We start from the raw sequence: 12,690 nt of genomic DNA on the forward strand, positions 1-12,690 counted from the left end.
CAATTGTGGGGCTTTGTACCAGAGATGAGTACAGACACCCGTGTGGTAGATGTGCATATTTCACGATTGCGGACAAAGGTAGAATCCGATCCCAATAACCCAGAATTAATTATTACAGCAAGAGGTAGCGGTTATTTTTTCCCACGAATTATTGATTTAGAGCAGGAATAATAAAAAAATATGAGTAAGCTCATCCTAATTACAGGCATAAGTAAAGGTCTAGGTTATGCGATGACCGAGGGTTTTATTCAACAGGGGCATACTGTTATTGGTTGCGCCCGTTCATCAGATGCAATCGATAAAATACGCCAAAACTTTAGTGCGCCCAATGATTTCACATCTGTAGATGTAGCAAATGAACAGCTTGTAAAAAAATGGGCACTAGACGTACTTCAAAAATATTCACCGCCAGATATAGTAATTAATAATGCGGCAGTGACCAATTATCCAGCACCTTTGTGGGAAATACCATCTGAGGAATTTTCGGATCTTATAGATATCAATATCAAAGGAGTAGCGAATATAATTCGCCATTTCGTACCAGCAATGGTGAAAAAGAAACGGGGTATTATTGTTAACTTTAGTTCTGGTTGGGGACGTTCGACTTCAGCCCAAGTTGCACCATATTGTGCTTCTAAGTGGGCAATAGAAGGATTAACTCGTTCTTTGGCACAAGAATTGCCAACTGGTATGGCAGCTATACCCCTCAATCCAGGTATTATTCATACAGATATGCTTTCTATTAGCTTTGGAAAAGAAGCTGCTAATTATACACCTGTGTCCGATTGGGTATTGAAAGCTGTTCCATTTATTCTCAAGTTAAAACCCAAAGATAACGGGATTCCCTTGACCATTTCATGAGATTGATCATGCGTGAATTGTTTTGACCAGTTACGAAAAAGCAGGCTGATTTCAACTGTATTGGTTTATCGTCCAGAGGCACAAGAAATTAGTACAATTTTTGGATACTGGAGTTTTCATCGGGAAAAAGATTTGAGCCAAAGTTTACCTATAGCATCAAGCCAAAAACTGAAGATTACGATCCTAACAGTAGGTTCAAGGGGAGACTTGCAACCCTATTGTGCCTTGGCTATTGGCTTGAAGCGTGCGGGGCATGAAGTAACCGTAGCAACCCATGAGAACTTTGAACCATTTGTGAGGAAGTTCGATTTAAAGTTTGCGCCGATCGCTGGCAATATGGAAGAGTTTTTGCAATCGAAACAAGGGCAGCGATTGATTGCGGGAGAAAAGTTGAAAAAAGAAGAAGGAGATAAGCTTTTACTTCAACAGTTGGAATCAGCTTGGAGTGCGTGTCAGGGAAGTGAGGTAATTATCTACACGCCGTTAGCTACCTTTGGATATCATATCGCAGAGAAATTAGGCGTACCCTGCTTTTTTGCATCAGTTCTGCCGTTGAGTCCTACAGGGATGTTTGGGTTTTTGAGGTTTGCTCAAATAACTAAAAACCCGCTAAAGAAATTAATCAACTATGGCAGCTACTTGCTAGTAGAGTTCTTGTACTGGCAAAGATATCGTCACCTGCTCAATCACTTTAGAACAGAAACTTTGCAATTGCCGCCTTTACCATATTTCGGCAGACGCTTCAGACAGAAGACTCCGGCAAATGTATCACGAATCCCTGTATTGTATGGATTTAGTTCGCACGTTATCCCAAGACCCCGCGACTGGCCTGCATGGGTGTATGTAACAGGTTTTTGGTTTATTGACCAAGCCTCGGAATACGAGCCACCTCTGGAACTAGAGGATTTTCTTGGACGAAAGAAATTACCTTTGTGTTTTGGATTTGGCAGTATGACAATGCCCAATCCAGAATATCTCACACACTATATCGTGGAAGCTCTAAAGAAAACACGTCAAGGCGGGATTATATTATCTGGCTGGGGTGACATTGGAAGAACAGTGAATGTAAAAGATTCGCTACGAGTGTTTGTGATCAAGGAAGTTCCTCATGATTGGCTTTTTCCCCAAGTGCCAGCAATAGTACATCATGGAGGAGCAAGTACAACGGCGGCAGTGTTACGTGCGGGGACACCATCAGTTACCGTACCCTTTTTTGCAGATCAGCCGATTTGGGGTGAAAAGCTAACTCGGTTAGGAGTCAGCCCTGCGCCGATACCGTACAAGAAAGTGTCAGATAAAACTTTAGCAGCAGCAATTGAAGTAGTTCTGGGTGATGAGGTGATGCAGAAAAAAGCCCAGGAGTTGGGTGAGAAAATCAGGGCTGAGGATGGTGTGGCGAATGCTGTTGAAGCATTTCATCGGCATTTGGGGCTGATTGAGTAAGTTAATACAACAATTAAATTAGGAGAGGCGACTGGCGTGCGGTTTCTAACCGCCTTTTTTAGGTTAAGTTGATACCAATGAGTATTGCTGTGTCCTTACGATGTGTTGCATCCAAACGAGAACTGCTATAGTTTCTGCTTTTTGCCACGCAATCAAAAACTCTGCGTCATTTTTTAATACTGCCCTGTTAAACAAGTGAACACCTTCAAACCTTGATACTCAGGCAGTTAATTATGGCTAATATGTCTCCAGCCTCTAGGCGTAGCAAGAGACACCAATTATTACAAATGTATGGAAACCGTTGTTGCTGGTGTAGCAAGCAAATGACCAATTCAGAAAGAACCATTGAACACTTAGTTCCCAAGAGTCTGGGCGGCTCTAATAGTCTCTCGAATTTGCGTTTGGCTTGTTTCACTTGTAATAATTCCCGTGGTAACAGTCTATTACCTCCACAAAATAGAAATATTTTTGAACTTACAAATAGAACTTATGAATAGCATTTAGTTGAATTTTATCAAAAGATGCTTCCGATCAATTCTGGATATCGTTGGTGTAAGCATCTGCCTAAATGAGATAATGTCTATCATCAAAACCACACCTTTGAAAAAAATGGCATGGATGATTTAGATCAACTTTTGAATACTTTAATTACAGAGGTACGTCAACAACCACCTAACAGCATAAAATGGCGATTGTCCATGCACCGACTACTATTAAAAATTCAGCAACTCCCAGGATTAGCCAAATCCTCTCATCCAGACTATCGAGTAGCCCTAAACCGTACTTTAGAGTATATCAGCCTTAATCTTGTCAAATTTGATCTGAATTCTCCCTCAGTTTCCGAAAGCTTTTTGAAGTGGATCAATAGCTACCTTGGTTGGCGAATTAGAGATTTGTACTCTCCTGATAAAAATGCTCCACTCAGTTTAGATGCTCCCATTGCCTCCGACTTTGGGGAAATAACTCTGCTGGATAAGTTACCCAATTTTACTTTGAGTGGTTTGGATGGTCTAATTGAAATCTCTCAACGGGAAACTACTCAACGGATTGGTCTAGAATTAAAGCTTTATATTGAGCAAGATCCTGAAGGGAAACTCAAAAATAGCTATCCTAGTTCTTCTGTTCAGTGTAATTGTCAATTCCTCAGCCAGCGATTAGGACTCATAGAACCACCTGACAAAGTTGCAGATATAGCGGGAGAGTTAAGCATTCCTTACACAACCGTCAATTCGCATTGGAAGAGAAAATGCAAACCAATACTTCAAAAAATTGCCGAAGATTTGGGATATAAACAGGAGCAATCGTTATGAACAGCACAACTTCACCCTTGTTAATAGTTCCGATAGATTTAGAAATTCATTCTAGAGCAAGACATTTAGCCGCTCAACAAAGCACAGTAGAAAAAGGTAAGCGAGTTTATTTGAATGCATTAGCAGTTTACGCAGTCCATAGCTATTTAAAATGGCTGCAAATACCAACAGATTTCAATTCATCAGATTGCTGGAATCCAGTAAAAGCAGCTTTATCGAATGCAGCTGATTTGGTAATTCCAAATGTGGGGACATTAGAATGCAGTCCAGTTTTACCCCAAGAAACTGTCATTTTATTACCAGATACTATAGAAAATAGGATTGGCTATGTAGCTATACAGTTTCAGGAAAGCCTAGATTCAGTGCAGCTATTGGGATTTACACCAGCCGTTGATGAAGTGAATCCGCCTGCACAGTTAACAGTGTCAGAACTCCAGCCGATTGAGTCTCTCCTACAGCAAATTACTCGTCTTGAAGTTGCGATCGCTTTCCTGCAAACTGATGACTCGGTGGCAGTACAAGTACGCTCTGTATTAGACAACAAACCTTTATCAGAGATTGTGGCACAGTTTGAGCTTCTTTACCGAACTGGCGATGAATTTGAGTGGCGCTACGCTGGAGGGGAAATATTAGCTGGAGATACTCGCGCTGTTGGTGCTACTCGTGAGGCAATTCAGCAAGATGATAGCGAATTACAAGATTTAGCCGAAATGCTATTGGAGAAGTTAGCAGAAATTTGGGGAGATGTTACGTAGTTTTTGTGGGAATGGGTAACATACTTTTAATAAGCCTTGAAGTGTCTAAAAATGGAACAACGTAGCGAAGATTATTACAGACTAATTAACCATTTGCTAACCTGTCGTGATGGAGAAGAGCCAAAGATTCTGATGGCACATCCTGACTTAATTGATGATGGGTTAGTAGAGGCGATTAAGCAGATATCTACTATGATGTCACAGCAAGGAAACCAGAACTTAGCTGATTATTTAATCCATATTGCCAAACATCTGCCCAATGCACCATTTTTTAAAAGTGCTACCACTGCGAGCAAAAGTGCATCACAGAGAGCAAACTCTGTAAAAATTCCCCCTCTTTTAGATGAGATATGTAAGACAATTATAGAAAGCCAAGGCAACCCGCAAGTTGTCTACAGTCTGCTGCAAGCAAACAAAGACAAACTGGATGAAAAATTTGTTCAGCAGATTCATAACTGGGCTTTTTCTACTTTGCCGAATGCTAAACCAGAAACAGCAGAGATGGTGGCAACAGTAATTAGTGATTTCAGCACTCTAATCTGTCAATTTCCATTGGGTAAGAGGGATATCAACTTAGAGATTGCGATTACAGGGTACGAAGTTGCTGCTACCATTTTTACCCGTGAAGCGTTTCCACAAGAATGGGCTAATATCCAAACTAATTTAGCACCAGCTTACCGCCATCGAATTCGAGGAAATCGCGCCGATAACCAAGAAAAGGCAATTGTTGCTTGTAATAATGCCCTACTGATTTACACCCGCGACGATTTTTCCGAAAAGTGGGCGACACTGCAAAATAATCTCGGACTTATTTATACAGATAGGATTACAGGAGAAAAAGCTGAAAATATCGAAAAATCAATTTCTTGCTATGAAACTGCTTTAAAATTTGTTAACCGCGCTCAACTTCCTGAACTTTGGGGTACTCTTCAAAATAATTTGGGGAATGCGTACCTTTTTAGAATTCAAGGTGATAAAGCACAGAATTTAGAAAAGGCGATCTCTTGTTATCAAGTTGCTCTACAAGTACGTACCCATTCGGCATCACCCTATTATTGGGCTAGCAGTCAAAATAACCTCGGTTCTGCCTACGCTCAAAGGATTCTAGGCAATAAACAAAAGAATTTAGAAAAGGCGATTTCGTCATATATTAACGCCTTAGAAGTCTACACTATTTCTGATTATCCTCAGCGATGGGCAGAAACAAAAACCAGTCTGGGAAATACCTATTATAAAACAGGTCAAATTACTGAAGCGCTTGACTGTCTCCGCGCTGCCTTGCAAGTCTTCACTCCCACCAATTTCCCTAGAGATTGCATACAAACTGGATTGAGTTTAGGTAAAGCAGCTTTGGCTGCTGGCATGAAGACAGATGCTTTTGCAGGTTATGCTGTTGCCATTGAAGCTGTTGAACAAAGCCGACTTTGGGCAGGTATTTCTCATAAACAAGAAATTCCAGAAGAGATACTTGCCTACACAAATATGGTGGTACTTTGCATTACTAATGGGCAACGAGATCAAGCCAGGGAGTATGCCGAACGTTCTGGTTCTCAACACCTTTTAAACTTTTTCGATACTGATGAATTTCAACAAATTTCCTCAAATTCACAATTTCTTGAGCAGGTATTACAAGCAACAAGCGAAAGCAATGGTGACTCACAAGCTGTATATCAAATACTAGAAAATAACCTGAATCATTTAGACGAACAATTTGTTCAGTACTTGCAAAGGCTTGAGGATGTTTGCAAAGAGATGACATCAGGGCAAGCCGTGCAACTTGCTGCAACTATTTTAAGTTTTAGCAATCTGATTAGAGAGTTCCCGCAAGGCGATAAAGGAATTAACTTAAAAATCACTGTTACAGGTTATGAAGCAGCTGCTACTGTTTTTACCAAGGAAGATTTCCCTGAACAATGGGGAAGCATTCAAGATGCCATTCGTGAAATATTGCTGATTCAACTATTTGAAGGAGTATTAAAAAAACAAGAAAACTTTCAAGAATTATACCCCTTACTGGAAGCAAACAAACACAACCTCGATGAGCGTTTTGCTACTGTATTGCGATTCAAGACAGAAGCTATGCTATCTGAAGTACCACCAGAGTATGCAAAAGATATTGCTACCAGTCTTATAGGTTTAAGCCTTCTGATTAAAGAATTTCGACACGGTAAAGAAGCTAATAATTTAGAGATTGCCATTACAGGGTATGAAATTGCTTCTAAAATTTTGACTGGCGAAGCTTTAAAAGAAGCATGGGGGATGTGTCAATTCATGCTGGGCAATGCTTACCACCGTCGAATAAAAGGTGAGCAAGCAGAAAACCTGGAACAATCCCTTTCTTACTTGCACAATGCTTTGAAAGTCTGTAACCATGAACAGTTTCCCGAACTTTGGGCAGAAATTTACAGTAATTTGGCCATTGTTTATGGCTATCGGATTCGTGGCGATCAAGTAGAGAATGCAGAACTAGCAATCAAAGCTGGTGAAGTTGCGATGCAGGTTTTGACTCGCGATCAATCTCCTGAAGGATGGGGAAAAATCCAAAACAATCTCGGCATTGTTTACCGCGATCGCCTTGCAGGTGACAAGGCTGAAAATTTAGAAAAAGCGATCGCTTGTTATCAAAATGCTCTTTCCATTCGTACTCGTGAAGACTTCCCAGAACTTTGGGCGCAAACTCAAATGAATCTGGCATCTGCCTATCGTCACAGACTCAGAGGTGATGCAGCAGAAAATGTGGAAATAGCGATCGCTGCTAATCAATCTGCTTTACAAGTCTACACAAAAGCAGCCTTTCCCATAAATTGGGCAGAAGTACACATGAATTTGGCTAATGCCTATCTTCACCGCATTCATGGGGATAGGAGCGAAAATTTAGAAAAGGCGATCGTTGCTCATCAATCTGCTTTACAAGTCTTCACCAAAGATGAATCACCCCGACAATGGGCTATGACTCAGATGAATTTAGGAAATGTCTTCTTGGAACAAGAACAAATAGAAGCAGCAATTACCTCTTATCGTTCAGCTTTAAAAATCTTCACTCCCACTGCTTTTCCTAACGAATGCCTAAAAGTAGGACAAAACCTGGGAAACACTGCTTTTGACATTGGTGATTGGGCTGAAGCTATTAGGGGTTATAGTGTGGCGATTGAAGCTGTAGAAACTAGTCGCATTTGGGCAAGTTCAGAATCACGTCGTCAAGAAATCCTAGCTGATTCTCTCCATGTTTATAAAAATATGGTGCAAGCTTGTATTAATAATAAACAACTGAATAAAGGTATTGAATATGTCGAACGTTCTCGCTCAAAACGACTCGTAGATTTAATGGCAAGTAATGACCTTTATTCAGATGGGGAAATCTCTACCGAAATTCAACAGTATTTACAAGATTTTGAAGCTATACAACGGCAAATTGATAATGAAATAAGACACTATTATAATAGCAATAATTTGGATGGTAATAACCTCGGTAAAAGCCCACATAGTCGGGCTGATATCGAAGCTTATAACGAAACTATTGCAGATTTGGAAGCTGAAAAACAGCAAATTTGGGAACAAATGCGCCGCCTAGATCCTGTTCTGGCTGGTCAAATTAAAGTAAGTCCTATGAATTTGTCATCGATACAGCAGCTAATTAAAGTACCTACAACAGCTATTCTGAGCTTTTATACTACCTCGAATGACACCCATATCTTTATCATCCGGCAGAATCAAATTACTTTGCACACTTGTACGGAATTGGGATTTGAAACTTTACAATCATCGATTTTAACTCCCTGGTTAGAGCAATATGTTCATCACAAAGATACTTGGAAAGAGCAATTTAGTTTTTTAACAGCAGAACTAGCTAAAGTCTTAGAATTCAATGATTTAATTGCACAACATCTGAAAAATATTGATGAATTGATTCTTGTTCCTCATCTAGCATTACATCAAATTCCTTTTGCTGCTTTACCAATAGCAGAAACTCAATATCTGGGAGATAAATTTTTAATTCGTTACGTTCCTAGCTGCCAAATTTTAGAATTTTGTCACAACCGTCCCTCAGTCAGTAGTCTTATGAACTACGGTATTGTTGAAGATGCTACTGAAGATTTACCCTACGCTAGTTGGGAAGGAGAACAAGTAGCAAATTTGTATGATATTTCTGATAATCAACGTTTAAAAGGTAGTCAAGAAGCTAGTGTCAGTAACTATCGTCAACTGATACAAAAAGTTCAAGTAATTCATTCTAGTCATCATGCGCGTTCGCGGCTCGATAATCCTCTAGAATCAGTATTAATTTTAGGAGATGGCTGTATTACATTAAGTCAGTTATTAACTCCAAGTTGGCGCACTCCTCAGTTAGAAGATGTATTTCTCTCTTGCTGCGAAACTGGCTTGGGTGTTGCTGAAATAACCGACGATATTCTCACTCTTTCAACAGGTTTTCTTTGTGCTGGCGCTAAAAGTGTTATCAGTACACTCTGGGCAGTAGATGACTTGGCAACAGCACTATTTTCACTATTTTACTATCAATCCCGACATCAGGGAAACAAACGACTGCAATCAATTAGACAAGCTCAATTTGAACTGCGTACCCTTACAGGTGAAACTCTTACCACCATTTACAAATCTAAGTTAAGTTCTTTTTTAAAGCAGAAACTTAAGGAAACCGAAACGCAGCGTAAAAAAACTCAAGAAGAACGGGATATTCATCCACAAAATTCTCAAATGTATCAGCAACGCAATGAAGAATATAAAAAGTATGCCAAAATCGGCAACCGAATTTATGACGCAAAAAAACATTTGGAATCTTTTTGTGGAGAGTTTAAACCTTTCTCTCACCCTTATTATTGGGCAGCTTTCACCTGTTCCGGGTTAAATTGATAACTGCTGTATCTTATCAGTGACTAAGTTTTCATCCTGCTTTTCTAGATTGAATTTATCCAGATAATCAGGGTGATACTTCGACCCCATTGAAATGAGTCCAGCTTCTAGCTCTATGACAGTGCCATCTTCGAGTTCCACGCCGTTCATGTGATGGTCTTCACCCAAGAATTCCTTAATCGGCATTTTGACAACTTGATAGCCATGCTTATGTAATTTCTGCCGTATTACTTCTTGCTAACTTCAAAAAATCTTTGGGTGAACAACGATGTGTTGAAGGGGCGATGATGGTATGCCGCACCGACTGGTCACATAGGCAGGTGGGAAGTAATGCAGATATGGTATTGGGAATAAGTAGTGCTAATGTACTATAAAACTGGTAATATAGTATTTTACTAAGCACCAATTAGCCTAACTTTCTAATGCTTCACTCTGCTTGCAAGTGAGAAAAATAGTTCACGTTGATATGGATGCCTTCTACGCATCGGTGGAACAGAGGGACAACCCTAGCTACCGAGGCAAACCGTTAGTCGTCGGTGGCAGCCCGAATCAGCGAGGCGTGGTTGCAGCCGCCAGTTATGAAGCTCGTAAGTTTGGGATTCACTCAGCAATGCCGTCAATAACAGCGATCGCAAAATGCCCCGGACTGATATTTGTCAGACCAAGATTCGATGTCTATCGAGAGATTTCCACTTCAATCCACGCCATCTTCAAACGCTACACTGATTTAGTGGAAGGGGTTGCGCTAGATGAAGCATATTTGGACGTTACTGAGAACAAGCAAAACATCCCCTACGCCTCTACTATCGCAAGACACATCAAAACTGCAATTTTCCAGGAAACTCAGTTGACAGCAACCGCAGGCGTGTCAATTAACAAGTTTCTTGCAAAAATGGCATCAGGCCAAAATAAGCCCAATGGACTGACGGTGATTTTACCGGAGGATGCGATCGCCTTCGTAGAACAGTTACCAATTGAAAAGTTTCATGGCATTGGAGAGGTTACAGCAGCAAAGATGCACTCACTGGGGATTCATAGTGGTGCAGATTTGAAGGAGCGATCGCTGACTGAGTTAATACACCACTTTGGTAAAGCAGGTCATTATTACTACAAGATTGCCAGGGCAGAAGATGACCGACCAGTTGAAGCGAATCGGGTTCGCAAGTCCGTTGGTGCAGAAACCTCGTTTGCACAAGATTTAAGCGATGTCGGTCAGATGTTGCAGGAACTTGAACAGATTGCCCAAATTGTCGAGCAAAGGTTACAGAAGCATGAAACGCAAGGACGCACATTAACATTGAAAGTCAAATTTTCTGACTATCATCAGATAACCCGCAGTAAGACAATGCTTGCTCCCATTAGTGAACTCTCTACGATTTTTGAGATAGCCAAAGGACTGTTTGAGTCGATTGATCTGGAAAACCGCAGTATTAGGTTGCTGGGCATTTCGTTGTCTAACCTGGATAACGCCAAACAAACCCAAGTCATTCAATTGCCATTATTTCAGAATGCAGGCATTATATTTTAGCGTCGGCGTAGCTTACACTTGTGTGTCTGAACCATCTCCCAATTCTTGTTGTAATTGGGATAGTTGATTTTTTAATGCTTTACCAGTGTGAATATGGCTGAAATTCTTTCAGTCTACATTTGACGATTTTGGACTATGAGTCATACTAAAAAAAGGCTCATGATTTCAGCAATCACTAACTATATTTCCAAGCAGCCATTTTGCTAAGGAGATAGTTGGAACTGGGTTGACATTCATTATTGATGAAAACTTATTAGTAGGGAGGCGAAGCCATGAACCAGTCTCATGAGGAAGACAAAAATAAATTCCTTTCCCCTCGTGGTCGCTACTACGGACAAGTTAAACCAGAAAACTTAGTGTTTAATGCTAACTTGCAAGAATTTGCTCAAAAAGTTGGCATAATCACCAGTTTAGAGAGTAATGGTAAGCTTGACCCCAAAGAGGCTTATCAGCAAATTAAGGAACTTTGGAAACAGTTAAAGCGCAGTAAGAAGGAACTGGGAATTGGTGAGGAGCCATCGGCAACAGCCTGAAGTTATTCTAACTTTGGGGTAATCACCTCAAACTCATTGCGCCCGAGTGACACTAGAATATTTTCCTCATCTGAATCTACTTGAATAAGCCAGCGTATGCTTGATCGGCCATCTGAGTCTGGCTCTCGACCACAAACAACCCCAATTTTTCCAGTTACATAGAAAGGACGTAGAATCAAAACTGTGTCTCCCACTTGAGGAAGGTCTGGGGTCTGCAATAGCGCTCCTAAAGGTGTTAGCTCTGAAAAATGAGCTTATACAAGTGAAACCTCTGTTGTATAACCTTATCTTAATCAGGGCTTAATTTCTAGCTAATCTTCCTGTTGATGCAAGTGATGGAATGCTTTGAGGCTAGAGCAACACTCCACAAGGGGACGCACGTTAACGTTAAAAATCAAGTTCTTTGGCTATCATCCCATATTCCGCAGTGAGACAATGCCTTACTACACCCGTGAATTAGATGCCATAATCACTACAGCCACAGCACTATTTGAGGCAGCTGAGATAGAAAACCGCAGTATTAGGTTGCTGGGCATTTCCTTGTCCAAATTGGATAATGCCAAACAAACCCAAGTAATTCAATTGCCACTATTTCAGAATGCAGACATTATATTTTAGCGTAGGCTAGCAAGAACCGCAGGCATCGCCCTGTTTAAATACTGACTCACCCACGACAAAAATCATCAACCCTCAACTCGCGCCAAACATCAGACGGTTGCCACCCAGAGTTACCCACGGAGCGGAGGGGGCGATAGTGTTCAGAAATGTATTCGGATTCGGAAACGTAGTCTTCAATGTACACAGGTGGATTGTGTTCAATCACTGGTTCAGAAATATTTTGACTCTCAAGCATCTCAATGGGTTCAATCGGTGGTGGGGTTACTTCTGCTTTCTTGCGAACTGGGTTAGGGTTTTTTTTGATGAGTCGTTTCATATCTATAGGAATCATTCGGCTTTCCACCAAGAACGGATATCCCAGAATACAAGAACTTATCAGCGAATCAGAGACATTTTGCCAGAAAGTTAGTTGTATGGCGTGGATTGCTTTTTAGGGACGGGAGCGGAGCGCGATGCCCAATAGCCAGTTGTAGAAACGGATTTAACAATAGCTATGATGTTGTCTACTCGCATATCGAAACATATTTGCCGACCAATGGTCGCCAAATAAGCAAGAAAGTGAAAGCTAAATTCTCAATTCTTGTGCAGGCTCCTTGCAAATCCGTAATTTTCGCCGCTAGACTTATTGCCTCCACTAACTATGTGGAGGCGAATTCATGGAAACAACGTCGTTATCCCTGCTAATTAAGACTTTTTCCCCTCTGCTATACTTTAGCGAAAATGAGAAGTTGATTTCTCTGGCATAGCGATCGCTGCCCTTGAAGAGTCCCAGG

12 protein-coding genes are annotated in these 12,690 nt (G+C 40.8%); 10 read left to right on the forward strand and 2 right to left on the reverse strand.

Features of this window, described 5'->3' with window-relative positions; genetic code table 11:
• From A4S05_RS19460 to A4S05_RS39075, 7 genes are all read left to right on the forward strand, one after another.
• Positions 1–171, forward strand: a 171-nt coding sequence (locus A4S05_RS19460) for a winged helix-turn-helix domain-containing protein (protein ID WP_176727045.1), incomplete at its 5' end; no start/stop codon positions are given.
• Between the two features lie 9 nt (positions 172–180).
• Entirely contained in the window at positions 181–861 is a 681-nt protein-coding gene (locus tag A4S05_RS19465) for an SDR family oxidoreductase (protein WP_069071451.1), read from the forward strand.
• Positions 862–873: 12 nt separating this feature from the next.
• Positions 874–2,304, forward strand: coding sequence for a glycosyltransferase (locus A4S05_RS19470; RefSeq protein ID WP_084227160.1), 1,431 nt, complete (start codon positions 874–876; stop codon positions 2,302–2,304).
• A 287-nt stretch (positions 2,305–2,591) separates the two neighbouring features.
• The gene (locus tag A4S05_RS39070; protein ID WP_256091041.1) at positions 2,592–2,801 is read left to right on the forward strand and encodes an HNH endonuclease; all 210 of its coding nucleotides are present in this window, start codon (positions 2,592–2,594) and stop codon (positions 2,799–2,801) included.
• Positions 2,802–2,918: 117 nt separating this feature from the next.
• Entirely contained in the window at positions 2,919–3,614 is a 696-nt protein-coding gene (locus A4S05_RS19475) for a hypothetical protein (RefSeq protein ID WP_069071452.1), read from the forward strand.
• Complete coding sequence (locus A4S05_RS19480) at positions 3,611–4,369, forward strand: DUF1822 family protein (RefSeq protein ID WP_069071453.1); 759 nt, start codon at positions 3,611–3,613, stop codon at positions 4,367–4,369. Before A4S05_RS19475 ends, A4S05_RS19480 begins: the two co-directional genes overlap by 4 nt.
• A 51-nt stretch (positions 4,370–4,420) precedes the next feature.
• Positions 4,421–9,238: a CHAT domain-containing protein gene (locus A4S05_RS39075; RefSeq protein WP_084227162.1), complete on the forward strand. Its 4,818-nt coding sequence runs from the start codon at positions 4,421–4,423 to the stop codon at positions 9,236–9,238.
• On the opposite strand, the gene A4S05_RS19490 is transcribed toward A4S05_RS39075, so the two are convergent.
• On the reverse strand, positions 9,230–9,424 hold the full coding sequence (locus A4S05_RS19490) for a hypothetical protein (RefSeq protein ID WP_069071454.1): 195 nt from the start codon (positions 9,422–9,424) through the stop codon (positions 9,230–9,232). The two genes, A4S05_RS39075 and A4S05_RS19490, sit on opposite strands and share 9 nt — an antisense overlap.
• 256 nt (positions 9,425–9,680) lie before the next feature.
• Between A4S05_RS19490 and dinB the strand changes: the two genes are divergently transcribed.
• The 3 genes from dinB (at position 9,681) to A4S05_RS19510 (ending at position 11,917) form a co-directional block, all read left to right on the forward strand.
• A complete protein-coding gene (dinB, locus tag A4S05_RS19495) occupies positions 9,681–10,766 on the forward strand; it encodes a DNA polymerase IV (RefSeq protein ID WP_069071455.1) in 1,086 nt (361 codons plus the stop codon).
• Between the two features lie 272 nt (positions 10,767–11,038).
• Complete coding sequence (locus A4S05_RS19500; protein ID WP_069071456.1) at positions 11,039–11,299, forward strand: DUF7219 family protein; 261 nt, start codon at positions 11,039–11,041, stop codon at positions 11,297–11,299.
• Between the two features lie 345 nt (positions 11,300–11,644).
• The gene (locus A4S05_RS19510) at positions 11,645–11,917 is read left to right on the forward strand and encodes a DinB/UmuC family translesion DNA polymerase (RefSeq protein WP_084227164.1); all 273 of its coding nucleotides are present in this window, start codon (positions 11,645–11,647) and stop codon (positions 11,915–11,917) included.
• Positions 11,918–11,963: 46 nt separating this feature from the next.
• Here A4S05_RS19510 and A4S05_RS19515 read toward each other — a convergent pair whose 3' ends face one another.
• On the reverse strand, positions 11,964–12,248 hold the full coding sequence (locus A4S05_RS19515) for a hypothetical protein (protein ID WP_141699756.1): 285 nt from the start codon (positions 12,246–12,248) through the stop codon (positions 11,964–11,966).
• Positions 12,249–12,690 lie beyond the last annotated feature (442 nt).

This window comes from Nostoc sp. KVJ20 (genome assembly GCF_001712795.1).
Classification (GTDB): Bacteria; Cyanobacteriota; Cyanobacteriia; order Cyanobacteriales; family Nostocaceae; genus Nostoc.

What these genes read in the sequence shown, in the direction of transcription:
- A4S05_RS19465 (WP_069071451.1), top strand. Translation starts at nt 181, where the DNA reads ATGAGTAAGCTCATCCTAATTACAGGCATAAGTAAAGGTCTAGGTTAT.
- A4S05_RS39070 (WP_256091041.1), top strand. Translation starts at nt 2,592, where the DNA reads ATGTATGGAAACCGTTGTTGCTGGTGTAGCAAGCAAATGACCAATTCA.
- A4S05_RS19475 (WP_069071452.1), top strand. Translation starts at nt 2,919, where the DNA reads ATGGATGATTTAGATCAACTTTTGAATACTTTAATTACAGAGGTACGT.
- A4S05_RS19480 (WP_069071453.1), top strand. Translation starts at nt 3,611, where the DNA reads ATGAACAGCACAACTTCACCCTTGTTAATAGTTCCGATAGATTTAGAA.
- A4S05_RS39075 (WP_084227162.1), top strand. Translation starts at nt 4,421, where the DNA reads ATGGAACAACGTAGCGAAGATTATTACAGACTAATTAACCATTTGCTA.
- A4S05_RS19490 (WP_069071454.1), bottom strand. Translation starts at nt 9,424, where the DNA reads ATGCCGATTAAGGAATTCTTGGGTGAAGACCATCACATGAACGGCGTG.
- A4S05_RS19500 (WP_069071456.1), top strand. Translation starts at nt 11,039, where the DNA reads ATGAACCAGTCTCATGAGGAAGACAAAAATAAATTCCTTTCCCCTCGT.
- A4S05_RS19515 (WP_141699756.1), bottom strand. Translation starts at nt 12,248, where the DNA reads ATGATTCCTATAGATATGAAACGACTCATCAAAAAAAACCCTAACCCA.